Annotated in this window: 27 protein-coding genes, 3 tRNA genes and 1 pseudogene; 10 read left to right on the top strand and 21 right to left on the bottom strand. The window is 57.3% G+C overall.

Annotated elements, in window-relative coordinates:
- Window positions 1-11 precede the first annotated feature (11 nt).
- A complete protein-coding gene (locus tag METFOR_RS14490; protein WP_015285052.1) occupies window positions 12-1,385 on the bottom strand; it encodes a zinc ribbon domain-containing protein in 1,374 nt (457 codons plus the stop codon).
- A 154-nt stretch (window positions 1,386-1,539) separates the two neighbouring features.
- Window positions 1,540-1,857 carry a DUF5611 family protein gene (locus METFOR_RS05170; RefSeq protein ID WP_015285051.1) on the bottom strand — a complete coding sequence of 106 codons (318 nt, stop codon included), beginning with the start codon at window positions 1,855-1,857 and terminating at the stop codon, window positions 1,540-1,542.
- 34 nt (window positions 1,858-1,891) lie between these two features.
- On the opposite strand from METFOR_RS05170, the gene METFOR_RS05165 reads away from it, so the two are divergent.
- Together METFOR_RS05165 and METFOR_RS05160 are read left to right on the top strand one after the other, a co-directional pair.
- The gene (locus tag METFOR_RS05165; protein WP_015285050.1) at window positions 1,892-2,698 is read left to right on the top strand and encodes a proteasome assembly chaperone family protein; all 807 of its coding nucleotides are present in this window, start codon (window positions 1,892-1,894) and stop codon (window positions 2,696-2,698) included.
- A gap of 6 nt (window positions 2,699-2,704) precedes the next feature.
- Window positions 2,705-3,106 (top strand): DUF473 domain-containing protein, encoded by a 402-nt coding sequence (locus tag METFOR_RS05160; protein WP_015285049.1) that lies wholly within the window; start codon window positions 2,705-2,707, stop codon window positions 3,104-3,106.
- A gap of 181 nt (window positions 3,107-3,287) precedes the next feature.
- Here the strand turns inward: METFOR_RS05160 and METFOR_RS15905 are convergent, their stop codons facing one another.
- Both METFOR_RS15905 and METFOR_RS16185 read right to left on the bottom strand, forming a co-directional pair.
- Window positions 3,288-3,749 (bottom strand): PEGA domain-containing protein, encoded by a 462-nt coding sequence (locus METFOR_RS15905; RefSeq protein ID WP_048110823.1) that lies wholly within the window; start codon window positions 3,747-3,749, stop codon window positions 3,288-3,290.
- A 267-nt stretch (window positions 3,750-4,016) separates the two neighbouring features.
- Window positions 4,017-4,316: pseudogene (locus METFOR_RS16185) on the bottom strand (IPT/TIG domain-containing protein); the annotation flags it as partial.
- A 168-nt stretch (window positions 4,317-4,484) separates the two neighbouring features.
- Between METFOR_RS16185 and METFOR_RS05150 the strand changes: the two are divergent.
- Window positions 4,485-4,559, top strand: a tRNA-Arg gene (locus METFOR_RS05150).
- Window positions 4,560-4,631: 72 nt separating this feature from the next.
- Here the strand turns inward: METFOR_RS05150 and METFOR_RS14485 are convergent.
- From METFOR_RS14485 to METFOR_RS05090, 12 genes are all read right to left on the bottom strand, one after another.
- Complete coding sequence (locus METFOR_RS14485; protein ID WP_015285047.1) at window positions 4,632-5,333, bottom strand: metal-dependent hydrolase; 702 nt, start codon at window positions 5,331-5,333, stop codon at window positions 4,632-4,634.
- A 76-nt stretch (window positions 5,334-5,409) separates the two neighbouring features.
- Window positions 5,410-5,886 (bottom strand): NusA-like transcription termination signal-binding factor, encoded by a 477-nt coding sequence (locus METFOR_RS05140; RefSeq protein ID WP_015285046.1) that lies wholly within the window; start codon window positions 5,884-5,886, stop codon window positions 5,410-5,412.
- 15 nt (window positions 5,887-5,901) lie between these two features.
- A complete protein-coding gene (locus METFOR_RS05135) occupies window positions 5,902-6,192 on the bottom strand; it encodes a 50S ribosomal protein L30e (protein ID WP_015285045.1) in 291 nt (96 codons plus the stop codon).
- Between the two features lie 26 nt (window positions 6,193-6,218).
- On the bottom strand, window positions 6,219-7,394 hold the full coding sequence (rpoA2, locus tag METFOR_RS05130) for a DNA-directed RNA polymerase subunit A'' (protein WP_015285044.1): 1,176 nt from the start codon (window positions 7,392-7,394) through the stop codon (window positions 6,219-6,221).
- Window positions 7,395-7,396: 2 nt separating this feature from the next.
- Window positions 7,397-10,036, bottom strand: coding sequence for a DNA-directed RNA polymerase subunit A' (locus METFOR_RS05125; protein WP_015285043.1), 2,640 nt, complete (start codon window positions 10,034-10,036; stop codon window positions 7,397-7,399).
- 1 nt (window position 10,037) lies between these two features.
- Window positions 10,038-11,852, bottom strand: coding sequence for a DNA-directed RNA polymerase subunit B (gene rpoB / locus METFOR_RS05120; protein ID WP_015285042.1), 1,815 nt, complete (start codon window positions 11,850-11,852; stop codon window positions 10,038-10,040).
- Window positions 11,849-13,408 (bottom strand): DNA-directed RNA polymerase subunit B'', encoded by a 1,560-nt coding sequence (locus METFOR_RS05115; protein ID WP_199484008.1) that lies wholly within the window; start codon window positions 13,406-13,408, stop codon window positions 11,849-11,851. Before METFOR_RS05115 ends, rpoB begins: the two co-directional genes overlap by 4 nt.
- A 19-nt stretch (window positions 13,409-13,427) precedes the next feature.
- Window positions 13,428-13,679, bottom strand: coding sequence for a DNA-directed RNA polymerase subunit H (locus METFOR_RS05110; protein WP_015285040.1), 252 nt, complete (start codon window positions 13,677-13,679; stop codon window positions 13,428-13,430).
- Between the two features lie 76 nt (window positions 13,680-13,755).
- Window positions 13,756-13,829 (bottom strand) — tRNA-Lys (locus tag METFOR_RS05105).
- Window positions 13,830-13,954: 125 nt separating this feature from the next.
- Window positions 13,955-14,590 carry a response regulator gene (locus tag METFOR_RS05100; protein WP_015285039.1) on the bottom strand — a complete coding sequence of 212 codons (636 nt, stop codon included), beginning with the start codon at window positions 14,588-14,590 and terminating at the stop codon, window positions 13,955-13,957.
- Window positions 14,591-14,724: 134 nt separating this feature from the next.
- Window positions 14,725-15,360: a response regulator gene (locus METFOR_RS05095; RefSeq protein ID WP_015285038.1), complete on the bottom strand. Its 636-nt coding sequence runs from the start codon at window positions 15,358-15,360 to the stop codon at window positions 14,725-14,727.
- On the bottom strand, window positions 15,360-15,719 hold the full coding sequence (locus METFOR_RS05090) for a roadblock/LC7 domain-containing protein (protein ID WP_015285037.1): 360 nt from the start codon (window positions 15,717-15,719) through the stop codon (window positions 15,360-15,362). The genes METFOR_RS05095 and METFOR_RS05090 overlap by 1 nt, the downstream gene beginning before the upstream one ends.
- 257 nt (window positions 15,720-15,976) lie before the next feature.
- Here METFOR_RS05090 and minD point away from each other — a divergent pair, with 257 nt between their 5' ends.
- The 6 genes from minD to METFOR_RS05060 all read left to right on the top strand — a co-directional run bounded on the left by minD (window position 15,977) and on the right by METFOR_RS05060 (window position 19,692).
- A complete protein-coding gene (gene minD / locus METFOR_RS05085; protein WP_015285036.1) occupies window positions 15,977-16,759 on the top strand; it encodes a cell division ATPase MinD in 783 nt (260 codons plus the stop codon).
- A 12-nt stretch (window positions 16,760-16,771) separates the two neighbouring features.
- Window positions 16,772-16,969, top strand: a complete 198-nt coding sequence (locus METFOR_RS05080; protein ID WP_233504455.1) for a hypothetical protein — start codon at window positions 16,772-16,774, stop codon at window positions 16,967-16,969.
- A 76-nt stretch (window positions 16,970-17,045) separates the two neighbouring features.
- Window positions 17,046-17,119: transfer RNA gene (locus METFOR_RS05075), tRNA-Pro, on the top strand.
- A 30-nt stretch (window positions 17,120-17,149) separates the two neighbouring features.
- Window positions 17,150-18,010 (top strand): damage-control phosphatase ARMT1 family protein, encoded by an 861-nt coding sequence (locus tag METFOR_RS05070; RefSeq protein WP_015285034.1) that lies wholly within the window; start codon window positions 17,150-17,152, stop codon window positions 18,008-18,010.
- 139 nt (window positions 18,011-18,149) lie between these two features.
- The gene (locus METFOR_RS05065) at window positions 18,150-18,608 is read left to right on the top strand and encodes an NfeD family protein (protein ID WP_015285033.1); all 459 of its coding nucleotides are present in this window, start codon (window positions 18,150-18,152) and stop codon (window positions 18,606-18,608) included.
- A gap of 1 nt (window position 18,609) precedes the next feature.
- Complete coding sequence (locus METFOR_RS05060) at window positions 18,610-19,692, top strand: SPFH domain-containing protein (RefSeq protein WP_015285032.1); 1,083 nt, start codon at window positions 18,610-18,612, stop codon at window positions 19,690-19,692.
- Between the two features lie 221 nt (window positions 19,693-19,913).
- Here the strand turns inward: METFOR_RS05060 and METFOR_RS05055 are convergent, their stop codons facing one another.
- The 3 genes from METFOR_RS05055 to rnhB form a co-directional block, all read right to left on the bottom strand.
- Window positions 19,914-21,149 (bottom strand): hypothetical protein, encoded by a 1,236-nt coding sequence (locus tag METFOR_RS05055; protein WP_015285031.1) that lies wholly within the window; start codon window positions 21,147-21,149, stop codon window positions 19,914-19,916.
- A 65-nt stretch (window positions 21,150-21,214) separates the two neighbouring features.
- On the bottom strand, window positions 21,215-22,516 hold the full coding sequence (locus tag METFOR_RS05050; protein WP_048110821.1) for a site-2 protease family protein: 1,302 nt from the start codon (window positions 22,514-22,516) through the stop codon (window positions 21,215-21,217).
- A gap of 131 nt (window positions 22,517-22,647) precedes the next feature.
- Entirely contained in the window at window positions 22,648-23,289 is a 642-nt protein-coding gene (rnhB, locus tag METFOR_RS05045) for a ribonuclease HII (RefSeq protein WP_015285029.1), read from the bottom strand.
- 54 nt (window positions 23,290-23,343) lie between these two features.
- On the opposite strand from rnhB, the gene METFOR_RS05040 reads away from it, so the two are divergent.
- The gene (locus METFOR_RS05040; RefSeq protein ID WP_015285028.1) at window positions 23,344-24,012 is read left to right on the top strand and encodes a potassium channel family protein; all 669 of its coding nucleotides are present in this window, start codon (window positions 23,344-23,346) and stop codon (window positions 24,010-24,012) included.
- On the opposite strand, the gene METFOR_RS05035 is transcribed toward METFOR_RS05040, so the two are convergent.
- Both METFOR_RS05035 and METFOR_RS05030 read right to left on the bottom strand, forming a co-directional pair.
- A complete protein-coding gene (locus METFOR_RS05035; RefSeq protein WP_015285027.1) occupies window positions 24,001-25,197 on the bottom strand; it encodes an NAD(P)/FAD-dependent oxidoreductase in 1,197 nt (398 codons plus the stop codon). The genes METFOR_RS05040 and METFOR_RS05035 overlap by 12 nt on opposite strands.
- On the bottom strand, window positions 25,181-25,363 hold the full coding sequence (locus tag METFOR_RS05030; protein WP_015285026.1) for a 4Fe-4S binding protein: 183 nt from the start codon (window positions 25,361-25,363) through the stop codon (window positions 25,181-25,183). Before METFOR_RS05030 ends, METFOR_RS05035 begins: the two co-directional genes overlap by 17 nt.
- Window positions 25,364-25,384: the final 21 nt, after the last annotated feature.

The raw sequence follows: 25,384 nt of genomic DNA, 5'->3' as shown, positions 1-25,384 counted from the left end.
AGCCCGGTGCCTCAGGACCGCCGTGAGAAGGAGACGGTCCGGTCGATCAGCTTGTACCGCTCGCCTGAGTAGAAGAGGACCGTCACCACGACCCGTTCGGCACTCCGCGTCCCGGTTACGGTGACATCGGTCATCCCCTGTGACGGGAGGAGATGGTCGGAATCGGTTGTCCCGTCCGGGTGGAATACCGTCACTTCAATATCTTTTACAACGTTCCGCGACGGGCCGGTGACAGTTACTGTCACATCCCCGGTCACAACGTCTTTGAACTCTTCAAAGTGAAGCGTGTACTGGGGGGGCAGGATATCGACCTGCTCCGGTGTTTCAGTGGCTGCGGGAGTTGCAACGGGAACTGCCGGGGCGGGAGATTGAATCTCCGTTACGACGGGTGCAGGGGGAGACGTTGGCTCAGGGGTGACAAACGGTGTTGCGGTGGCAACCGGCGTTGCCTGCACGGCGGGTGCATTCGTCCCTGACACACCGGGACCGTTCAGCACCGGCAGAAGGGCAACAATCGCGATGGCAATCAGGATGACTGCCGCAATGAGCCCGATGACCAGGAACGTCTTTTTCGAAGAGCCGGGCTTTCGTGGCGCTGTTGCCGTGGCCGCGGCTGGTTTTTTCGGCATTGTCGGTGCAGCGCCGGCAGGACGTTTCTCTGGTCTGGGGCCGGTCGGTTCCTCTGGTTCAAGCCCGAGGAGGAGTTCATCAACCGGCCCGACCCGGGATTCCGGAATGACTGCGGCAGGTCCGGGCTCCCCCTTTACGTGTCCCGGTTCTTCTTCTTGCTCACCGGGAAGTTCTTCTGCCGGTTCTTCTGTAAATTCGTTTTCCGGTTCTTCTTCCGGTGCTTCTTCCGGTGCTTCTTCCGATTCTTCTTCAAATTCTGTTTCCGGTTCCTGTACCGGTTCTTCTTCCCATTCCTCTGCCAGTTCCTCCACCGGCTTGGGTTTTAGAACGGGTTCCGGCTCGGGTTCCTCATCCATGACCGGTCCTGCACCATCCTTCACCGCAACTTCCAGGGCATGCTCCGGTCCGGAATCCTCCGGTACTCCAAAATTGGCCGTAACGACCGGTTCTTCCGTAACGATTAGCCCCCGCGGGAGGACCGGCTCCCCGGAAACGGGCGGGGCTGCCGGTGCGCCTGCAGGAGAGGGGGCGGCAGGGACGTCGGCCTTCTTCACCGGGTCGCCGCAATTCTCGCAGAAGCGTGCATTGGGCAGGAGGGGCGTTCCGCAGGAACGGCAGACCGGTGCCTGGGCCGGGGGCTGGAGTGGGGGGATCTTCCCGCCGCATTTCTCGCAGAAACGGTCGCCGGCATTGACCGGGGAGTTACAGGCAGGACAGGTGGACGCAGTCTCAGGCGCCCGTTCTTCGCGCATCATGGGTGGTTCCCTGTAGTAGAATGGTGGGACTCATAGCTGATAAGTGCTGACATTTTCACGCAGGAAGAGGAGAGGAAAAAAAGAGTGCAGGTATTGTGGGTGACGCTGGTACACAGGGACCTGCAGCAGCGCACCCCGCTTTATGGCAGGTGCCCTATCCCTCAGCCGCGCTCTTGGCCCGCTTGACCCGTTCCTTGGTGGAGAACCCGGTGACCGCGTCAAGGAACTTCCGGAACCGCTTGTTGGTATCGATAATGACGACATCGGTTGCGCTCAGGTCGGATTCGGTGTCGATGGTCACCGTCTTGCCGCCGGCGCCGATGATCACGTCCAGCCGCTTCAGGGCGCCAAACGCGATCCGGTAGCCCTTGCCGGTCTTTTCCGGTGCAACGCCAAAACAGTTCTTCAGTTCTGAAACGGCCCTCGTCTCCAGATCCTTGGTGAGCCCGCGCTTGATGGGATACTCTTGCATAATACTTTTTTAGTACTTGGTCTATGTTAAAGTAATGACGGCTGATGCTCCTGAGCTCGGAGACCGGATCTCAAAAAAGCTGGACAGTGTCCACGCGGATCTTGTCACAATCGCCTCCAAAAAAGATCTTAATATCATCTCGCAGCCACTTCCGGAGAACGGCGCTGTCCTGCTGGGCTTCCCAGGAAGTGGTCTAGTCGGGACCATTGCGCTCCAGTACCTGGTCGACCAGCTTGAGTTCGAGCAGGTCGGCTCCATGAACTCCCGCTATTTCCCGCCGCTCGCGATGATGAACAAGGGGCTCATCAACGACCCGGTCCGCATCTATGCCAAGAATACCGGCGACATGAACCTTGCCGCGATCGTTGCCGACATCCCCATCGCGCCCCCGATCTGCTACGAGATCGCAAACGGCATCATGGAATGGCTGGAGACGTTCAAGCCAAAAGAGGTCCTGACCATCGCCGGTATCGTGACAAACGAGCCGGAAAAGCGGGTTTTCTCGGTTGCAACCACGCCCCAGGCCCTTGAGCGGATCCAGGACATCACCCTCGTCCTGCCTATCGGGAGCATCTCGGGGATTGCATCAAGCATTCTCACCGAATGCAAGGCGCGGAAAATTCCGGCAATCGGGCTTTTGGGCGAGACCGTCAATGCACCCGACCCGCGGGCATCGGCCTCGACGATTGAAGTGCTCAATAAAATGTACAACCTCGCCCTGGAGACCCAGCCGCTGATCGAGCAGGCCGTGGAGATCGAGCAGAGCATGGGCAAGCTTGCCGAGGAAGTGCAGCAGTCCGCGGAGACGAGCCCGAAAAAAGACCTGCCGATGTATGGGTGACCTGCCATGAAGTGCGCTGCATTAACCAGTATCTCCCCCGACATCATCAAAGAACTGAAGTCGGGGAGGCCGCGGACGATCGAGCTCCAGAGCACACACAACATCGTCACGGTTGCCGAGGTCGAGCCCGGCCCTGACACCCACATCTTCATGACCTCGACCGATGTCGAGGACCTCTCCCCGGGTGACGCGGGGATCTGCGTCTTTGTCCTCTCGACAAGCCTCTCCATGAAACGGGTCGTGGAGTTCTCGCAGGGGGGGACCATGTATGAGGAGCGGGAGCGCGTCTCTGCGAGGGTGCAGGTAAAGTTCTGCGCAACCTCGGTCATCAAAGGCGTGTACCGCGACGGGCTGATGAAGCCCACGAAGGTCGAAGTCCTCAAGTCCTCGTGCTACCATGCGGGGTGACCGGTTCTCCGGCCTCGGGTAACTCTTTTTTCAGTACTTCCCTGTCACACTGGCGACCCGGCCCTCCACTCACTGAGGTATGGGGGATAGGGAGAATCGGCAGCACCCGCAGGGTTGCTGGGGGCGTCTTGTGGTTACACGAAGATTTCAAAAGAAAAAGGAGAGGAAAAACCGGGGGGCGTTACTTCCTGCGCAGGGCCACCAGTGCAAGGCCGATGCCGCCGACAATGACAAGGACATCCAGAGGGGATGCAGGCGTCGGTGTATCGCTCGGCCAGGGTGTCGGTGTCGCGCTTGTCTGCTTTCGTGTCACTTTAATGGAAGTCGGTATCGTGGTCGGGGCTGAGGTGGGTGTTGCCGTGGTCGCGGTGGTTTTGACTTCGAGGTTTGCTGTATAGGAGGCCGTTGTGCCGTCCTTGATCGTTACCGCTCTCATCCAGTCGGCATAGCCGTCTTTTTTCACCATGATCTTGTAGGTCCCTGCATCAAGGTCGTCAATAGTTATCGGCGTTGTACCCTTGCTTATGCCGTCAAGATAAAATGTGGCACCTGATGGTGATGAGGATACCTCAATACTGCCGACAGCAGCGGAAGTTACCTTAAATGAAAGTCCACACTTCTGTGTGCCGTAATTATCCACCACACACACCTGGTATGTATTCAGGCTCTTTCCGGTCAGGTCTAACGTAGCGTTAACCCGGGTAGCCGATACGTATGTTGGGGTTTTTGCTGAGGAGTTGGAGTACTCTGAATTATAAAGAAATACTCCGGAAATATGGGAAAGCCCCTCACCGACAACCGAGATTTTCGTGCTTACGTTGTTGGTCCGGCCGCTTGCGGGAGATACTGATGACAGCGAAATCGCCTCACGCTCGATGAAAATATCTACCAGCTTGTTTGACTCGGTATTATCTGTCTTATTAACTACAATCAGACTCCAAGTTCCCACTGCCAAATCTGATGGGAAAGTACAGACAATCGTTGAAGCAGTATGAGTCCCAACCGGGATATCGCTGATGTTTGTTGAGCCTTTCATCAGTTTTACACCCACAGAAGAAACATCAAGTTCTGTCCCTGAAATCGTAACAGTAGTCGGAGTTCCGGTATAGCCATACGTTGGACTGATGGAACTGATTGATGGTCCCGCAGCTACCGGGACCACTATAAGAACCAAGACGAGCAGACTAAGTACTATGCTGATGGTCTTCATGGAAAAACACCCACTAATCGTATCAGGGTAGATGATAGGAACCCGAATAAGATATATTTTATTAAATTTATTCGGTGGCGCGCTCCTCGCGGCATTTTCCGCGTGAAGGTTTAGGGGACCAGCGTGAAACAGATTAATTATCCACGAGCGCGAAAATAGAAGGCACACGGGCCTGTGGCTTAGCCTGGACATAGCGCCGGGCTTCTAACCCGGATGCCGGGGGTTCGAATCCCCCCAGGCCCGCTTCCGTTTTTCATGCCATACAGGCAATTCGTGTATTCTGCAGGAAATAGTTTATCCCGGTTGTCTTCCGCCTCATTCAGGAACAGTGGCCGACACAGGCCATTTCACGAGGACAACCGCACCGCACAGGGCCATGATCCCTACCATGATATCCGTTACCGGATCATATGTCGGGGCAAAGAAAGCATGGGGAACCGCAGCCGGACCAAAGACAATCAGATATACACCCATGATCCCGAGAAAGAGGGCCGCGAATACCTGCAATGCTGCAATCCGTTGTTTTGTCATGACGGGGGTGGGGAATTCCGGCTTCCCCATACTCCAGCAGATGAGGATAACAAGGCTGGCGAACGCAAAAATCCACTCGGAGAGCGAGGAGATTTCCAGCCAGAAGTAGTGGCCAAGATAATCAGGGAGGATAAATGTCGGGAACGGACCACATATCGGGAAGAACCAGGTCGCCGGTACGCTCCACATGGCATCGAGAACCTGATGGGAGAGGATACCACATGCACATGCCATTCCGAGAAGGGTATGTCGGTACTGCCACACGAGGAGACCTGCAATCAGAACAAGGGAGAAGAAGAACAGGGAATGTGCAATGGTCCTGCCAGCGCCAAGCAGACCCGGAAACAGCAGGGCAAGCGGCTTGTTAAGGAGGTCGGGCAGGAGTGCACTGAGAATACACAGCGGAAGCGCACGCCGGTCACCAGCCAGCTTCCAGAATCCAAGGCCTATGAGTGCCCCAAGGAATGCATGGGCAAAGACAAACATTTACTGATCTGGTACGTTGCGTACAGGCATAATCCTGCACATTCGAATGCCGTGAATTGATAGAGAAAAAAGAGAATTACAGGCTGTCCTCTGCACCGGCGGCCTGTCCGTCCATCGGCTTTTGCAGGATCTGGACATCGGCGATGTTGTGCTGGCGCAGGGCGAGCTTTTTCGCCTTGAAGATGTTCTTGCCTTCCTTGCCTATTGCAATGCCGCGGTCCTCGTCCCGGACTTCCACGGTTGCGGTCTTCTGGTCATCCTCGCCCTCGAAGAGGATGGAGGTGACCTGGGCGGGCAAAAAGCAGTTCTTCAAAAACTGCTCGGCATTGCTGTTGTATTCCACGACCTCGATCTTCTTTCCCATGACCTCGGAAGCCTTCTTGATCGAGGCTCCCTTCTTGCCAATTGCAAGACCCATGTCACCGGGGTTGATGACAAAGATGAGCCGGGCGTTCCGGTCGTCGACCACGCAGTCGCGGCTGCCGGCCCCGGTCAGGCTCTCGAACTGGGAGATCAGGCGCATGCAGTCTTCGGTCAGTTTTACTTCGACCATAGGGTGCACCTGACGTTACGCCCTCTTGAGGGAGAGGATATCCGACTCGCCCGGGCTGATGATGGCGAGGGTGCTGACCATGAACGGCTTACCGCAAGCCTTGCCGAGCGCAACGCTCGATCCCTCGAACGTGTGGATGAAGAGATTTTCGTTCGTGGAAAGTTTCTCTTTGAAGGATGCCGGACAGTTACCGGCAACGACGACCATCTGGGCTTTGCCTTCCTTGATACATTTCTCGGTGTTGTTCTGGCCAAGGATGACGGTTCCTGTCTTGATTGCTCTTCTGAGTGAAGCATTAAAATCCATGTACAATTCCTCGTAGGTTTGTGCAATTAATTCTCGTTCTGCCTGATTGCTATCAGTTTTACATCGCCGGTGCCCAGCTGGATCGGCTGGCCCACGATGACGTTCTCGGTTACGCCGCTCAGTTCATCAACTTCATTTGCGACGGCCGCGTCAAGCAGGTGGTTGACAGTCACTTCGAACGCCGCACGGGAGAGGACACTCTCCTTCTCGCCGGCGATACCGTGACGGCCGATCTGCTTGACCTCGCCTTCCATGCACATCATGTCCGAGACAAGCATGAGGTGGCGGACATCCACGGCGATACCCTGTTCGTTGAGGGTGGATACCGCCTCGTGGATGACCGCGTTCCGCGCTGCCTCGATACCGAGCACCGATGCGATCTCGCTGATGTTGTTGGTGCGGGTCCTTGTGGTGTCCACACCAGTGACATCAAATACGTCCTTAAGGTTGGATCCTTCAGTATAAAGTATATACTCCCCGGTCTCCTTTCGGACCACCACACGGATGATATCATCGATGCCCTGAACAATGACGTTCCTGACGTGCTCGGCAAGCTGGAAGAGGTTCTGGTAACTCTCCTTGTCCTTGGGAGAGAAGATGATGGTCGCGGTCGCCTCGTCGATCTCGTGCTCGAAGTCGCGGTAGTGCCGCCGGTCGCGGATCTTCTTGGGCGCCACCTCCATGATCTCGGAGGGCGCGATCTTGCGCTTGTCGCAGACCTTGGTGTTCAAGTGGACGACTACCTGCATGTTCTCCATGTCGGTCGTGATATCGCCGAACTCGTGGAGCGGGGCCGCCTCGATCTGCCAGCTGACCTCACGGGCCTTGTCACGGTCGTTTGCATAGTCCGGTTCAAGGAACACCGTCATTGTGGGCGTGCTCGGCTCTTTCCGGGCGTCCATGATCTCGATGAGACGCGGGAGACCTAAGGTAACGTTGATCTCGGCCACACCGGCATAGTGGAAGGTACGCATGGTCATCTGCGTGCCCGGCTCTCCGATGGACTGGGCAGCGATGATGCCCACTGCCTCGCAGGCCTCGATCCGGGTGCTCTGGTACTCGGCATTGACACGCTCGAGGATCTGCTTGAACTGGGCGTCAGTGATCTCCTTGCCGTCGAGGTACTTCCGGAGCTGGTCCTTGGTCTTCTGGGGGAGGGATGCTGCCTCGATCTTCTTGTCGTATTTTGCATCGAGTGCCATTGTTACACCTCCTCCTTGAGGATACTCTCGACAATACCCTTGACATCGACAGGGTCGCCAAACGCGCTCTTGGTCGGGTCGGTGCCATCCTCGCCGTACTCGAACTGGATGATCTTGCCGCCGGTCGACCGGACGGTGCCGTCATACGCTACCTTGAGGTCCTGCAGGGCATTGATCATCCTACGCTGGAGGTACCCGCTCTGGGACGTACGGACCGCAGTGTCGACGAGACCTTCACGGCCGCCGATTGCGTGGAAGAAGAACTCGGTCGGGTTGAGGCCCCCCTTGTAACTGTGCTGGATGAACCCGTGCGCGTCCGAGCCGCGGTCGCCCTTCTTGAAGTGCGGAAGGGTGCGGTCGTCGTAACCACGGACGATACGCTCACCACGAACCGACTGCTGGCCGATACAACCGGCCATCTGGGTCAGGTTCAGCATGGAACCACGGGCACCGGAGACCGCCATCACGACAGCGCTGTTGCCAAGACCCAAGTGGCGGCCGGCGATCTGACCGGTCTGGTCACGGGCCTTGCCCAGCACCTGCATGATCTGCATCTCGAGGGTTTCCTCGACGGTACGGCCGGGCATCGGTTCGAGCTGGCCATCCTCGTAGATCCGGATACGACGCTCGACGTCGAGAGCTGCATTCTTCAAGACCTCGTCGATCTGACCATATTCGGTCTTGCTTAAATCTTCGTCATCGATACCGAACGAGAAGCCGTCCAGCATGATACCGCGGATCGAGAGCTTGGTAAAGTCGTCGATGAACTTCGTGGCCCGCTTCATACCCTGCTGGCGGATGATACGGTTGACCACCTGGCCATCGAATGCCCCGATGGCCTTCTTGTCGATGGTCCCCGACTCCAGTTTCCCGTCGATGATGCGGACGTACGCATCGCGTTCGCACACCTCCTTCTTGCAGGTGTCGCAGTTCTGGCAGGAACTTGCGTGGAAGACCATGTTGAGATTCTCGGGGAGAATGACAGAGAAGACCTGCTTGTTGCTCCAGTACTCAACGCCGTCCTCAACCTTCCCTGGCTCGGGCATGCGCTCAATGCCAGTATAGCGGAGGAGATAGAGCGCCTGTTCCTTCGTGAACCAGCGCAGGTCATGCGTGAGCATGAAAATACCCGAGACGTGGTCGTGGATACCGCCGATGATAGGGCCGCCGAAACGCGGGGAGAGGATATTCTCCTGCACGGAGATGAGAATGGATGCCTCGGCCCGGGCCTCCTCGGTCTGGGGCACGTGCATGTTCATTTCGTCGCCATCGAAGTCAGCGTTGTATGGCGGGCAGACCGCGGGGTTGAGCCGGAAGGTCCTTCCTTCCATCACCTTGACGCGGTGGGCCATGATGCTCATCCGGTGCAGCGAGGGCTGGCGGTTGAAGAGCACGACATCGCCGTCGCGGAGCTGGCGTTCGACTGTGTAGCCGGGCTCTATCATGTCCGCAACGGTGTCGAGGTTGTCGGCGCCAAGGCGAAGGCGGCGGTTGTCCGGCCGGATAACGTAGTTTGCCCCGCAGGGTGCATTGACGTCCGGGCGGGTCGGGCCGTTCCGGACGATTTGGCGGAGTTCCTCGATATTATAGGGGGTGACGCGGACCGGCACGGTCATCTCGTTTGCCACTGCGCGGGGCACACCTACCTGCGAGACCGAGAGATTCGGGTCGGGGGAGATAACGGTACGGCTCGAGAAGTTCACACGTTTACCCGAGAGCGAACCACGGAACCGTCCGTCCTTCCCCTTCAGGCGCTGCGAGAGAGTCTTTAAGGGCCGGCCGCTGCGGTGGCGGGCCGGGGGACAGCCGGCAACCTCATTGTCAAGGTAAGTTGTCACGTGGTACTGCAGGAGTTCCCAGAGGTCTTCGATGATTAGCTGAGGCGCGCCTGCGTCCTGGTTCTCCTTGAACCGCTGGTTGATACGGATGATGTCCACGAGCTTGTGGGTGAGGTCGTCTTCCGAGCGCTGGCCGTTCTCCAGAATGATGGAGGGGCGCATCGTGACCGGTGGGACCGGGAGCACGGTGAGGATGGTCCACTCGGGGCGGGCAACGTCAGGATTGATACCGAGCGGGATTAAGTCCTCGTTGGGGATCTTCTCAAGACGCGCGCGGATGTCGGCGGGGGTGAGCTTGTGCTCGACCTTCTTGCCGTCCTCGACCATGACCTCGGAGAAGGTTGTCGGCTTCTCGAAGTTGATCTTGAGCTGCTGTTCGCCGCAGTGGGGGCAGACGCGCTCCTTCTTGACGTCCTTTTCTGAGAGGAGGTCCCCGGTCTGGTCGTCTTCTGTACCAACGACCTTCTCGACTTCCTCGGGGGAGAGAAGCACACGGCCGCAGGCACGGCAGGTGACACGGAGGAGTTTTCTTATGAGCCGTGTGTACCCGACATGGATGACGGGCTTTGCAAGCTCGATGTGGCCGAAGTGGCCGGGGCAATCGCTCGCCTTCTGGTCGCAGGTCTTGCACCGGAGGCCCGGGTCGATGACGCCGAGGTTTAAGTCCATGAGCCCCTGGGGGTAGGGGAACCCGTCGTCATCGTAGGTGTCGGCCCAGATGATCTTGCGGACGCTCATCTCGCGGATCTCCTTGGGGGAGAGGAGGCCGAACTCGATCTGGCCGATTCGTTTTGGGGATGGCATGTTACACCACGTCCTGTAACTTCAGTCTGGGTGCTATACCCATGCTCTTCATCTCGTCAAGCAGGAGCTTGAACGCGTAACTCATCTCGACCGAGTAGATGTCGGTCTCGTTGCCGCAGGCAAGGCAGCGGGTCATGTTGCGCTTGCGGTCGAGCATGGCAACCATGCCGCAGTGTGCGCAGACATATTCCTGCACCTTGTCGGACTCATCAAGGAGACGCTCCTTTAAAGCCATGGCGGCGCCGTGGCCGATCATGACATCGCGCTCCATCTCACCGAACCGCAGACCGCCTTCACGGGCACGGCCTTCGGTCGGCTGGCGGGTTAAGACCTGCACCGGGCCGCGGGACCGTGCGTGCATCTTCGAAGATACCATGTGGTAGAGTTTCTGGTAGTAGATGACACCGATGTAGATGTCGGCCTTGAAGACCTTGCCGGTGATGCCGTCGTACATGACTTCGCGGCCATTGTGGGAGAAGCCGAGGTTCTTTAACGATGCGCGGAGGTCAGCCTCGCTCTCGCCACCGAACGCGGTTGCATTGATGCGCCGGCCTTCGAGCGACCCGACCTTACCGCCGATCATCTCGAGCATGTGCCCGATGGTCATACGGCTCGGAATGGCGTGGGGGTTGATGACGAGATCAGGGGAGAGGCCGCTCTCGGTGAAGGGCATATTTTCCTGAGGGGTAATCAGGCCGACAACGCCCTTCTGCCCGTGACGGGACGCGAACTTGTCGCCGACTTCCGGGACACGGAGGTCGCGGGTACGCACTTTCACGAGCCGGGAACTGTTCTCGCCCTCGGTGATGATGACAGTGTCGACAATACCGTGCTCGTTGCTTCGCATCGTGACTGAGGTGTCGCGCCGCTTCTCGACCGCGATCAGCTCGCCCGATGGCTCTTCGAGGAACCGGGGGGGAGAGGTCTTGCCGATGAGGACGTCCTTTTCCATGACAACGGTCTCGGGGTTGATGACACCGTCTTCGTCAAGGTTCTTGTAGGACTCGGCACCGTGGGCGCCTGCAACATCCTCTTCGGGCACCTCGATGCGGTCGATCTGGCCGCCGGGATACCTGCGCTCTTCGCCTTCGTAGGTCCTGAAGAAGTGGGACCGGCCAAGGCCGCGCTCGATCGAGGCCTTGTTGAAGATGAGCGCATCTTCAATGTTGTATCCTTCGTAACTAAGGATAGCGACAACGAAGTTCTGGCCGGCCGGGCGGTCGTCGGAACCGATCAGTTCGGAGGTCTGGGTATGGGTAAGCGGTTTCTGGCAGTAGTGGAGCAGGTGGCCCCGGGTGTCCGGGCGCAGCTTCATGTTTGCAGCGCCGAAGCCAAGCGCCTGCTTGACCATTCCTGCGCCCATCGTGACACGGGGACTTGCGTTGTGCTCCGGGAACGGAACATGGGCTGCACCGATACCGAGGATCAGGGAGGGGTCGATCTCCAGGTGGGTGTGCTCAGGCGTCGCATTCTCGGGGTTCATCGCGATGTAAAGGTCTTCTTCCTCTTCTGCGTCAATGAACTCAATCATACCGTGCTGGACGAAGAAGCCGATGTCAATCTCCTTTTTTGCAAGGCGGGAAAGGTCGTCTTCGGTGATGAGCGGTTCGCCGTTCTTTAAGACAACCAGCGGGCGGCGGGCGCGACCGCGATCGGTCAGGATCACGACATCGCCGTTATACTCCTTGTGGGAGACATTGACTTCTGCCGATAGCGCTCCCTGCCTGCGCATGTTCCGGATATTGGCGACAAGCGCCTTTGGGTCGTCGACAAGGCCGATGAGGGCGCCGTCAACGAATACACGTGACTTCTTCACTGGACCTCACCCCGGATGTGCTCGACGCCAAGGTTATGCAGGATGCGCATGATCTCTTCCTCGTCGTCAACACCCTTGCTGATCTCCACCATCTGGGCAAAGTTTTTCACCAGACCACAATTGGGTCCTTCGGGTGTCTCGCTCGGGCAGATCCGGCCCCACTGGGTCGGGTGCAGGTCACGGGCCTCGAAGTGGGGCTGTGACCGGGAGAGCGGCGAGATGACGCGACGGAGGTGCGAGAGCACGGCCATGTGATCCACACGGTCAAGGAGCTGGGAGACACCGGTCCTTCCGCCTACCCAATTACCGGTGGCAAGAGGATGGAGGAGGCGCTCGGTCAACACATCGGCGCGGACCGCGGTTGCGATCGATAGGTCGCGGTGCCGCATGCTGGCGCGCTCGAGCTGGTACTTGATATCTCTCGTCAGACGGTTGAGGGAAATACGGAAGAGATCCTCCATCAGGTCACCGGCAAGTTTCAGCCGCTTGTTCGAGTAGTGATCCTTATCATCGATCCGGCGCTTGTTTAAAACCAGATCGAAACAGGCTTCAGCCATGCGCCCGAGGAAGTGAGCCTTTGCAAGCCGTACCGAGAGGACAGCCTCCTGATAGCCCTCGTCGCCCTCCTTTAAGTGTGCCGGCATAGCGTAGTTGAGGTGTGGCAGGAGGTAATTGTCCAGCACGAACTCGGCGCGCTTCCTCTGGTAGTCCTTGGTCTGGTTCGGGGCAAGCTTCTTGCCCACGTACATAATGCCGCCGTCAACCGAATCGCACTCGCTCTCTTCGAGGTTTTGCATCATGAACGTCAGGATATCCTCATCGCTTGAAACCGCGTTGACGACCTCCTGGTCGTTTGTCATGCCCAGGGCGCGCATCAGATCCACGAACTTTAAGTGCCCGGCAACGGACGGGAAAGAGACCTCGAGAAGGTTCTTCTTGTTCCGTTCAACGACCACCAGCGCGCGATACCCGCGGAACTGGGAGAATACCTTGGCCACGTAGATGCGCTCATTGTAGCGCTCGGTGAACTCGGTCATGATCTTGTTGGACGCAAGGTCCTCTAAGGTCATAAGCACACGCTCGGTCCCGTTCACAATGAAATAGCCGCCGGCATCGAAGGCGTCCTCGCCGTGGGAGACGCGCTGGGCGTCGTCCATGCCGTAGAGATTGCAGGCAAGCGACCCGACCATGATCGGGAGCTGCCCGATCGTGGTGATGATGGGGTCCTGCCGGTCATCGCCATGGACCAGGGTGAGGCTCAGCTGGATAGGTGCCGCATACGTCAGGTTGCGGAGACGGGCCTCGCTCGGGTAGAGTTCTCCCTGCGAACCGTCTGCCTCCCGGACGAGCGGCTTTTTTACCTCGATGTTTCCGAGTTCGACCCAGACCGGGTCATTGTTCCTGCCCCGGTTCTCGATGTCGGTCTCGATGATCCGCTGCTCGTTTACCACTTTCTGGAGATTGTGTTTCAAGAAATAGTTGAAGGAGTCAAGCTGGTGGCGCGCAACATGCTCCCGTGAAAAATATGCCCTCGATAAAATACTTCTGTCAATCAGACTGACCAACCCCAAATGATTACTTCTTCGGTTTCCTGATCACGAGCCGGTATGCCTCGGCCCTGCCGGCCGTATGGCTCGTCCGGATGATCCGTATCACATCATCAGCTTCGGCGCCGATCGTTTTGACTGCAGGATCGTCATGATAGATTTTCGGTAATTGTTCGGTTGTAATGTTATAGCGGGTAAGGAGTTCTGAAACCTCATCCTCGCTCATGATTTGATGATCCGGCACCATCACGTGCTCTAACACATTCAGTTTGGTGCTCAATGAAAAACCCCCTCACAGATGAACAAATTTCCTCTCAGATGCATCACCGCAAAAATCCCACGATTGCTCGTGGCAACGGGCCCGGAGGGATTTGAACCCCCGACCACCTGGTTAAAAGCCAGGCGCTCTACCTAACTGAGCTACGAACCCATGGATACTGTTCAGTCCAAGATGTACAGCATTATAACAATGCCAAAAAACTATTTAAATATTCTCCCTATATCATTGATACGTTCGTTACATCTCAGCTGAAAGAACTGGCGACCAGGCGTACATCAGGCTGCCGGTGAATTGGGGATCTTCCCGCTCAGCTCCTTCAGCCGGATTTCGTCGGCCAGGATCTTTTCTTCAAGGTTTTTGATGGCGGCGAGGTCTTCGGCCGGTGCCTCACGCCCGACATTACTCATGTCGCACGCTTTTTTGAGCACACAGAGCAGGTTCCTGTCCACCTCGATGCTTTTCCGGAGTGCAGCATATTCGTCAATGATCCCGCTCTCAACGCCGGCCGCTTCTGCGCCCTTTGTCTCCGCTTTCACGTCACTCCTCCGGGTGAAGACCCGCTGGATTGCATCCAGGAGCTGGGCCGGGTTTACGGGTTTTGAGACAAAGTCCTCGATGTTGATGGCGTGCTGCTGTGCCTCTTCGGGAGTGATCTTCTTTGCTGAGAACATGAGCACGGGGATCTCCCTCGTCCCGGGGGAGGCCTTGAGACGGTCGAGCGTCTCCCAGCCGTCCATCGGCTCCATCATGATGTCGAGGAGGATGAGATCCGGTTTTGTGGTGGCAAGGAGCGCAAGGGCTTCATCACCGCCATGGGTGGCTATCGGGTTGAATCCTTTCCGTTTGAGGAGCGCGACGAGCCCGTCCACGATATAGGGACTGTCATCAACAATCAGGATCGTGTCGTCCATAACCTAATCTCCCGTCTGCCATCGCGGGTATGCGGCAGGATGGAATAAAGAGCCGTAAGTCTCCGCCTGCATCCCGGGTGCCGGATAACATATGCCCGCATAATATTTCAATGGTACCGGATCTCCGGCACCCGTCACTTCGGTTGAGGAGACCCGGACAGTTCTCCCTTGATCTGCTGGAGACGGGACTCCTGGAACTTGATGTTCATTTCCATGCTTTTTATCGCACGGGAGATTTCGTCGCTGACCCGCGCCTTGGAGTCATTGAAGTTGTAGGTGGTTTCGAGAATCTTCATGAGGCGTTTGTTGACATCGATGCTTTTTGAGAGCCGGGCATATTCGGAGATGATCTCAGTATCGAACCCCGACTGGCGCGCCATGTCCATGTCGGACTTGATGGCCTGCCTGCGGGAGAGGACATGCTCGATCGCATCATAGAGCTCGCGATGGGTGATGGGTTTTAAGACATAGTCTTCAATATAGATCCCGTATTCCTGCGCCTCGGTCGGGGTGAGCTGTTTTGCAGTGAGCATCAGGACCGGGATATCCTTTGTTGCCGGGTTCTCCTTGATCCGTTCGAGGGTCTGCCATCCGTCGACGGGTTCCATCATGATATCCAGCAGGATGAGATCGGGAGTAACAGTCTTTAAGATCTCGATGCACTCCTCACCACCATACGCGGCAACAGTTCGGTACCCGCCCCGTTCCAGCATAGTGACAAAGACATCGACAATAAACGGGCTGTCATCGACAACAAGGATCGTGAACATCACATGGCCTCCCCAATCTTTTTCGCAATAGGGAGCAACGCAGCATGGATCGCATCCGGATCTGCTGAGCTGGTAAGGATGACTGCGATAAGGAAGTTCTCCCCGGCACCTATGACAACAATCGTGGCATCCGTGGCGCGGATGGTGATGGACTCCATGGATTTCATCTTGATGATGCTCCCGACGGACTCAGCAGATGCAAGGATCGTTGCGGAGAGGGCGCCAAACCAGGGTTCGTTCAGGTCGCGATCAAAATGCTTTCCGGCAATGATCCCGTCACGGGAGACAAGGGCACATGCTGCGACCCCGTTTATGGACCGAATCGTTTCAATAAAGGCAGAGATCTTCTCTTTCAACATGCTGCTGCTCCTGCTGCTGCATAACCCTGTGTAATTGATAATACCCGATAGAACCATAAATACATATTCTTTTTTCTGGTTCTGTGATTACGCAGATTTGGGAAAAATAACAGGGATAACGGGGCATGCAGGGAATCGCGGATTTCTTTTCCGTGTTTTTGTACCTTTCGGAATGCATTGACGAAAGCCGCTGCGAAAAAACAGCAAATCCATAGGGATAAATAGCTTTTTTGCCAACCGGACAGAATAGTGCTCAAATGATCCGGGCCTACACCATCACTTCCGGGAAAGGGGGCGTCGGGAAGACCACGCTGACGGTCAACCTTGGTATATCGCTAGCCCAGCTGGAACGGGAGACCTATATCCTTGATGCGGATATCGGCATGGCAAACATGGCCCTGATCCTGGGGATGGACGATGTCCCAGTAACACTCCACGAAGTTCTCGCCGGGAAAGCAGACATCGAGGATGCTATCTATGAGGGGCCTGCAGGAGTCAAGGTGGTCCCGAGCGGGATCTCACTCCAGGGATTCCAGCAGGCAGACCCGGACAAGCTGCGGGACGTGATGCACAAGCTCGTTGACCGGTGCGAATTCCTTCTTATCGACGCCCCGAGCGGAATCTCCAAGGAAGGTGTTGTCCCGCTCTCGGTCGCCGACCAGGTGATCCTCGTGGTCAACCCGGAGCTTGCGTCCATGGCCGATGCCCTGAAGACCAAGATCCTCTGCGAGGTTATGGGAGGACAGGTGTATGGTGCAATCCTCAACCGTGCCGGGGAGGAACACACCGAGATCCGCTCCCACAGCGTGGAGGATGTGCTGGGTGTCCGGGTCATTGACGTGGTACCCGAGGACGCAAGCGTGCGGAGGGCTGCGGCGTACAAGTCGCCCTGCGTCCTGAAGTACCCGACAGCACCCGCCACGAAGGCGTTCAAGCGGATCGCTGCCCATATGTCGGGTGTGGACTATGACGAATCGATTGCCGATGACCGGCGCGAGGAAAGCTTTGTGGACCGTCTCGCACGGGCGGTATTCCGGTAACGGGGGCAGGCTGTGACATACGAAGGATACATGCTGGTGCTGTTTGGCGCGGTCATCGTGATCCAGCAGATGATCATCTACCTCATGTACGTCCGGATCCGCCAGCTTCTCCGTGAAGTCGACACCCTCGCCGGCAGGATGAAACTCACCGACACGGAGCTGGAGAACCTCATCTGCCGGGTCGAGGAGTTCAAGAAGAGCAGGATCTGACCCCCCGCACAGATCTTTTCTCCCGCACCTGCGAACGATAACATAGATAAGTGATATCATCCAACAGTATGAGAGCGGGGCCATAGGGTAGCCTGGCCATCCTAGGAGACTGGGGGTCTTCTGACCTGAGTTCAAATCTCAGTGGCCCCATTTTCGCGTTGTTTTTCTGGTGTTTCCCGCATGAAGATTACCGATACCTGCACTGACTGCCTCCTCTCCCGCGTCAGCCTGGAGTGTTCCCTCTGCGGAGCGGATGTCCCCCTGACCGAAGAGACTGTCCGGGCCTGCCGGCAGGTCATGGAGGAACTCCGTAACCAGTCCCTCTCCCACCCGCAGATCGCAAGCCGGATCCACCGCAGGGCGTACGAACTCCTCGGGAGCCACGATCCGTTCGATGAACTCAAGCGCTCCGGCAACCGGCAGGCAATGGACGTCTGCCGGCAGGTGCGGGGAAGCCTGCATACCTTCCGCGACCATGTCCACGCGGCAGTCATCGCGAACATCTTCGATTATGCAGTCAAGGGTCATGAGGTTACTGACGATTTTTATTCGTTCTTCACAACCGAGATCCAAAAACAGCTCTACATTGACGACACGGAGAAGATCCTCCCCCTCTGCCGGCGGGTTGTTTACCTTTCCGACAACTGCGGCGAGATCGTCTTCGACAAACTGCTGATCCGGTATCTCAAATCGCAGGGCGCACACATCACCCTCGCGGTCAAGGAGACACCCCTCCTGAACGATGCAACGCTCGAAGATGCCCGGGCTCTCGGGCTTGACAGGATGGTTGACCATCTCACCTCATCGGGTGGCGGCGACCGGGCAGAGATCGGATTCAACCGGGACCTCATCCCCGGCGACCTGAAGGAGGCCATCGACTCCTGCACGATCATCATCGCCAAGGGGATGGCAAACTTTGAATCCATCTCGGAGATGAACGATCTTCCGCCTGTTGCCTACCTGCTCGCCGCAAAATGCGGTCCGGTGGCAGCCGAGCTGGGGGTTCCGGTCGGCGTGAAAGTGGCAAAGCTGCGGATGTGAAAAACGCCTCTTTCCTTCACCAGATATCTGCGCTTTCACACAGCAGAGGGGCAGAAATTTTCTTTTCAACCACAAATTTTAATAATTGACCAAGGATGACGGCCCATACTTTAAATCCGCCGGCAACGGAACAGTAACCATGGTACTTCTGGAAGGAATCGCCCTTGGCTGGCTCCTGATCGTGATCGGGGCAGTCCTCCTCCTCGTGGAGGTCCACAGCCCCGGGTTCTTTGCCACCGTGCCGGCAACGGTCATGATCATCTTCGGGATCCTGCTGCTGCTCGGCATGGATATCTTCAACAACGGGTGGGGCATCGTGATCGGCGTTGTCGTTGCCATTGCGGCCGCAGCGTTCACGGTCTGGATGTACAGCCGCATCACAACGGATGAGAGCCCGACCACCATCAGCCGCGACTCGATTATCGGCAGGGAGGGACGGGTTGTAAAAGACGTTGACCCAGACTCCCTTTCCGGCAAGGTCATGATCGGGAGCACGGAGTGGAGCGCAAAATCAACCGGGCAGATCATTCCATCCGGAAAGAGCGTGAAAGTCATTGACTCCCAGGGAGTCCATATCATCGTCGAAGAGGTAGCATAACATGGTATCATTCATTGAAACACTGATCGTCATATTCCTCGTACTTGTCATCATCGCGATCTTCGCAAAAGGCGTTGTTATCATCCAGCCGTACGAACAGGGCCTCCTGATCCGGCTCGGCCAATACATCGGAAGGATGAACCCCGGCTTCCGCTGGATCGTGCCATTTGTCTCGGAGGTCCATAAGCTCGATCTCCGTACCCAGGTGATGGATGTCCCGAGCCAGGAAGTTATCACCAAGGACAACTCCCCGACAAATGTCGATGCGATTGTCTACATACGGGTGATCGATCCCGAGAAGGCATTCTTTGAGGTATCGAACTACCGGATTGCTACCATTGCCCTTGCCCAGACCAGCCTCCGTGGCATCATCGGCGACATGGAACTCGACGAGGTCCTCTACAACCGGGACGTCATCAACACCAAGCTCCGCGATATCCTCGACCGCGAGACCGACCAGTGGGGTGTCAAGGTCGAGCGCGTCGAGATCAAGGAAGTCGACCCGGTCGAGCAGGTCAAGACTGCAATGACCGAGCAGACCGCAGCCGAACGTGCCCGCCGTGCAGCCATCCTCAGGGCGGACGGGGAGAAGCGCTCCGCTATCCTCAAGGCAGAGGGCCTCCGGCAGAGCATGATCCTGGAAGCGGAAGGAGAACGGCAGAGCAGGGTGCTCAAGGCCGAAGGTGAACGGCTCGGGCGGATCCTGCAGGCGCAGGGTGAAGCACAGGGCCTCCGCATCCTCTCGGTCGGTTCCCAGCCGCTCGACAACCGGGCCATGACCGTCCTCTCGCTCAACGCGTTAAAGACAATGGCCAACGGGCAGGCAACAAAGATCATCTTCCCGTTCGAAATATCCCAGCTGATCCGGCAGGGAGCAAAGTTCCTGGGTGCAACCGAGGAGACTGCGGCAGACATTGCCGGCCGGCCGGTCATGGACGAAGCGATCCTTGGCGATATCCCGAAGCGCGAGGAAGTGGACGCCATCTTGAAGGAGATCCAGGACGCCATCCCGCAGGTTTCCGAAGACGAACTCAAGGACACGAGCAAGCGGAAAGTCACCTCACCGGAGAAAGGACCAGAATAATTTTTACACTTTTTTTCCGCGGTTGCCCGCGTTAACCCGCTTCCGTATCGTCTCCTCCCACAGTTCCGCATTCTCGTACTCTCTGTGGCTGCCCTTGGGGGCGGCTGTGCGGAACTCTGTCCCACTCCCAAATGTCCCGAAACACCCGGTAGATCGCGGGTTCAAACCGGGAATCTAAACACCCTGTTAGTGAAAATGTTAGTGAAAAAAGAGAGAGGGTATTATGGGCCTGACGGAGGAGCGCAGACTCCGCCCTTGCAGGTAAGCCCGGATGCACAATCAGTAATTGCACTGCAGGAGGATCCCGGGGCACCGGTATTCCCCGGTCCGCCGGTTCCCTGCGCAACAGCAGGAGCCCCGGTAATACTGGCCGCCGATGATGAGGTCACGGACTTCGGGTCCATACAATACCCGCCGCTGCACGAGAGCCCGCCCATACAATCGGAACTCTGTGTACAGTCCTTGTTCAGCTCGGTGGTCTCAGTCCACTTGCCGCAGTTCATGCACGGCCGGCAGGCGTGGTAGGTCCACCGGGTGCCGGGATCCTGTCCTCTCAGTGCCGCCACATATTCGGTCTCCTTATAGTTGACCAGGCCCTGCCCGATGTTGATGTACCCGTGCCCGATCTGGACTTCCCAATAATCATGAGAGGCATCGGAATCCTTCCACATCAGCTGGTACATGTTCCCTGCTTTTGTCATGGTTTTGCCGTCAATGTTCAGGAAATCTTTCTTAACGACGGAGTAGAAGTAATCACGCGCCTCGCTTTCGGTCATCGTCAGCGTCGGGAGGGCCGCGGTCATGGCAGCCTGCGATGGGGCAGAGAAATTCGCACAGAAAATGGTCAGGTCATACTTGTCCGTGCTGAATGCGGATGGAGTCTCCAACCCAAGAGTTGCACCTTTGCCCTTCGGGACACTGTCCCAGTACCCGAACGTGCAGTACATCTTCCCGGCAGTATACTGCGGCGCTCCCTCTCCCTGCCACCCGGTCTCATCAACACCGGGGCCGAACGCCGTCCCGATGACATAATACGTCCCGGCATAGGGGTTGCTGGCAGGCAGGGTCTTGGTCATCCAGTTGATGCCCCGTGCCTGTGCGGGCGGGTCAACGAGAGCGGAGCTCATGACCGCACCCATCTTCTGTTTGATGGCATCGTCAGCGCAGGATGTCCCTGCACCCATCTCACCGGCGCCGGATGCTGCACCGCTGGGTGCACCGCCCATGGCCCCGCCGCAGGCTGCCGGATTAGCGCTGCAGAACTGGTCGCATTCAGTCGTGTGCTGCTGGCAGTACGCGGCACAGCTTGCCGCCGAATCGCAACCGCCCGGGCCTTTTGCCGCACCTGCCGGCCCGCTTGTACCGGGTTGTGAACAGCCGGCAATCAGACAGGTTGCCACAACAAGGATCACAAGAACAATCCAAGGTAAAGAGAAAACATCCCTGTATTTATCCATAGAAATGATGGTGCACCCTGCTATGATAAAAAAATTATGGATTATACCATGGGCGCGATGTTCCTTCACATATGGAGGATTTTGGGCAGCAGGAAAATCGCGATGATAACGACAAGCATGGCATAACTGACAGCCGCAACCACGTGCCCGGAATACTTCAGCAGTCCTTTTTTGTCGAGGATCCGGTCAACACCCTCCTTCATGATATACCCGCCGTCGAGCGGCACCAGCGGGAGGGCATTGAAGGTTCCGACAACCAGGTTCCACCAGCCGCACCAGAAGAGGAGCTGGATGACAAGCCAGAAATGCGGGAAGGGCGTGTTCCACATCACCGAGCCGGCGCTGTCGTTCATCAGGATCATGAACGAGCCGTACGTGGCAGGGTCGAGGATCACCCAGATCGGGATGGCAAGGAGGACAAGAAATCCAATCGGGCTTAACAGGTTGTCAAAGATCCGTTTCAGCTGGCTGGCATCGTAATACGAAACCCCCATGAAGCCACTGGTCTTGTTGCTGATTGCAGCCGGCCATGCAGAAAGGGTCAGCGAACAGGTAGCTGCTATCCCGTCCTTCTCGACAAGCAGCGTTGCAGTATCCCCGGGCCGGGTAGTATCGAGGACCGATGCCACATCGTCCCGTGTGGATATTTTCATGCCGTTCACTTCCTTGATCACCGAATTTGCCGGGACACCTGCGAGAGACGCAGGGGTATCGGGATAGATACCACTGATAAGCGGCGTCGAGAGCGGGACAGCAAGCCCAAGCAGGATCACGAGGAGAGAGAAACACGCGATACCAAGGACGATATTGTTGGTGATGCCGGCACCGAACATCCGCATCTTCGCGAGACCTTTTGTCTTCTCCTGGTCCTCTTCGTCCGGTTCGACAAAGGCGCCGATGGGAACAACCGGAATGAGAATCCCCATGGATTTCACACGGATCCCTTCGATACGGCAGAGAATGGCGTGGCCGAACTCGTGGACGACCATCGTCACAATGAGGCCGAAGAGGACAGCGATGGTGAGGGGGATGAACTCATTGACACCCGGAATTGCGAGAACATTCCGGATCTCGTTGACCGCAGTCGGCTCTGGCTGGTGGACGATCGTTGTCTGGAGCGAGAGGACAAGCATGACAGTCATCAGCACCGAGACAATGATGACCATCGCAACCCCGATTGTCCCATAGAACCGGAAGAACCGGCTATAACGGGTAAACCAGTCAAAGAACCCGACCCGGTCCGTCTTGATCGCCAGGATCGGACCGTAAAAGACAACGTGGTCTTCCCAGAGCCGGAATGTCTTGATGTAATAAGCGATCATCGCATACACAGCGATGATAACGCCTGCGACCAGCAGCCAGTCCATTATCATATAAGGCAGTTCCGGAAGGATAAAGGGCTTGTGTATGCGGAGGGTCAGCAGACCTGACGCAGGAGAAGAACCGAAGGCTCTGCGACTTGTCGTGGGTCATCAGACCCGAGAAAAGTCAAATGCAATTACCCGAAATCCATCAGGCTCTTCTGCGATCTCCGGGCAAGGATCGCACCAACCGTCTTCCAGCTCTTCCGGGCAATCGGGGGCGGCGTCCGGTGCTCGTCTATCCAGTCATTGAGGAACCGGATCGTGACCGGGTCGGAGGGGTACCCACTTCCCAGATCACCGTATTTCTTCGAGAGTGTGGCAATCGCCCGGTCCCGCGTGACCTTGGCGATGATACTCGCCGCGGAGACCACGGGGAACTTCTCATCAGCATGGTGCTCCGAGACGATCTCGCAGTGGTTATCCAGGTAGCTTTTGACCATCTCGGCGTACCGGAAGATATTCACATCGCAGGCATCGACATAGGCGCAGTCTGGTGACAGTTTCCGGATGACCTGCGCATGGGCACGGGCAACCGCGGCGTTCATGGTCATCTCGGTACGGATCGCGTCGATCTCGTTTGCGTCAAGCCGGACGGTTGCGACTTTGCACCGCTTTTTAATCAGGGAATAGAGCCGTTCGCGCTCCTTTGCCGAAAGGAGTTTCGAGTCTTTCACCCCGAGGTCGTCGAGAACATCTTCCGCCGGCACGGCAACTGCCGCCACCACCATCGGGCCCAGCACCGAGCCCTTTCCTGCTTCGTCGACCCCGCAGATCACATCAACCGGTTGATGCGCAAAATATTTCAATGGCGATGATGGTAACCGGTAGTCATGTATATTGTCATCGTGGGGCTTGGCGGGATCGGGAGAAACCTCGCCAGACAGTCAGTGGAGCATGCACATACCGTCGTCGTCATCGACCAGGACGAGGCCCGGTGCAGCGAACTGCTTGAGCACTACGATGTGATGGCCGTAACCGGCAATGCAACGGACAAGACCGTGCTTGAGGAGGCCGGTATCGACCGTGCGGACGCCCTCATTGCAACCACCAGCGACGACTCTGTCAACCTGATGACCTGCTGGCTGGCTAAGAAGTTCCGGGTCCCCAACGTGGTCGCTATCGTCAACCAGCCCTCCCACTCCGATTTCTTCAAGGAGGTCGGGGTCCGGATCAGCGAAAACCCGGACGAGCTCGTGGCAGCCCGCCTCTATTACTGGACCCAGAACCCGCAGCTCCAGCAGCTCGCATCCATCCCCGGCGGCACAATCTTCGAGATCGTAGCGGAGGCAGGGGCTCCCATTGTCGGCCACGAGATCCGCGAACTCAAGGTGAAAGACTTTGTCTTCATCGCCATCCGCAGGGTCAGGGGCGAGCTGATCATCCCGAGCGGGAACGTGAAGATCCAGCCGGGCGATATCTTTACCGTGTTCACGAAAAAGGAGGCCGAGGACGACTGCCTGCGGCTCCTCAACAAGCAGCTCAAAAAATCAGCGGAGTGAGGCCGCAAGGGCCCCGAGTTCCAGAACCAGTTTCGGGTTCACCCGGATAATCTCTTTTACCAGGTTTAATGTGGTGAATTCCGTCATGTCGATCTTCGAGACCGAGTGGATGATCTCGTTGAGTTTCTCATCGGGCTGTTTGATCAAGTATTCCTTGATGTGGTAGTTGCGGTCGATGGTCTTTCCCATCTTGGAGGTACGCCAGGCCTTGTCGTAGGCCATGAGGGCCTTCTTTGACACATCGCCCTTGCCGATGCAATCCGCAGCGGTCTGTGCCGCAAGCTTCCCGGTGAACATCGCATTGTAGATGCCGCCACCGGTCAGGGGGTCGACAACGCGGGCAGCGTCGCCGGTCAGCATCAGGCCGTCGGCAACCGTGCATTCGAGCGGCCGACAGACCGAGACACCGCCGGGGATGTACTCGATGGTCTTTCCCTTCGGGAATGTCTTTTTGACAAACTTGTCGAGATAGTCCTTTGCCCGGTGCCCTTCACCACTCTTCTTGCCGGAGATCCCGATCCCGACATTCGCCGATTTGGGCCCCTTGGGGAAGATCCACAGGTACCCTTCCGGGGCAACCTCGTTACCGAGATAGAACACCGTGGATTCCGGGTCGATGTCGATGCCGGTCATTACGTACTGGACACCGCTCATGATCTCCCGGACCGGCACGGTTGTATCGATCCCGCACCATTTCGCAAACTTCGACTCAACGCCGTCAGCAGCGATCACGACCTCTGCACGGACGCTCGTCATCTTGCCCGCATGATCGATTTTTGCGCCTTTTACCACCCCGTTCTCCATGATGGGAGCTGCAGCCCGGGACTTGACGGCAACGTCCGCACCGGCATCGGCTGCCCGCCAGACCAGCTCGCGGTCGAAAATCTTCCGGTCAAGGACATACCCGACCTTGCCACCGGCCATCTTCGAGGAGAGCTGCATGACAAAACCATCGGGAGCAACGATGGTTGCCCCGGTCATCTCCGCCGATATCCAGCAGGGGTCCGGATCAATGAACTCCGTGAGCGCTTCCTTCCCGATCCCTTCTGCGCAGCGGACTGGTGAACCGATAGCGGGACGCTTCTCAACAATGCAGGCTGATAGGCCTTTGTCCACGGCGGTCTGTGCCGCGAGTGCGCCGGCAGGCCCCCCTCCGATGACAAGGACGTCATACCTGCTTTTCATGGACAACCTCCAGGGCCCCGAGAGGGCAGACCTTTGCACAGACTCCGCAGCTGGTGCAGTTCTCTTCAACGGACAGGTACGCATCGATCAGTTCAAGGGCGCCTTCCGGGCAGACCGAAACGCAACATCCGCAATATCCACAGATATCCCGATGTACTTTGAGCATTGAGAGATCATGTTGGTTTTT

It is taken from the genome of Methanoregula formicica SMSP, from assembly GCF_000327485.1.
In the GTDB taxonomy this organism is placed as follows: domain Archaea; phylum Halobacteriota; class Methanomicrobia; order Methanomicrobiales; family Methanospirillaceae; genus Methanoregula; species Methanoregula formicica.
Note: the sequence above shows the minus strand (reverse complement) of the source record. Positions and strands in the feature narration are given on the sequence as shown.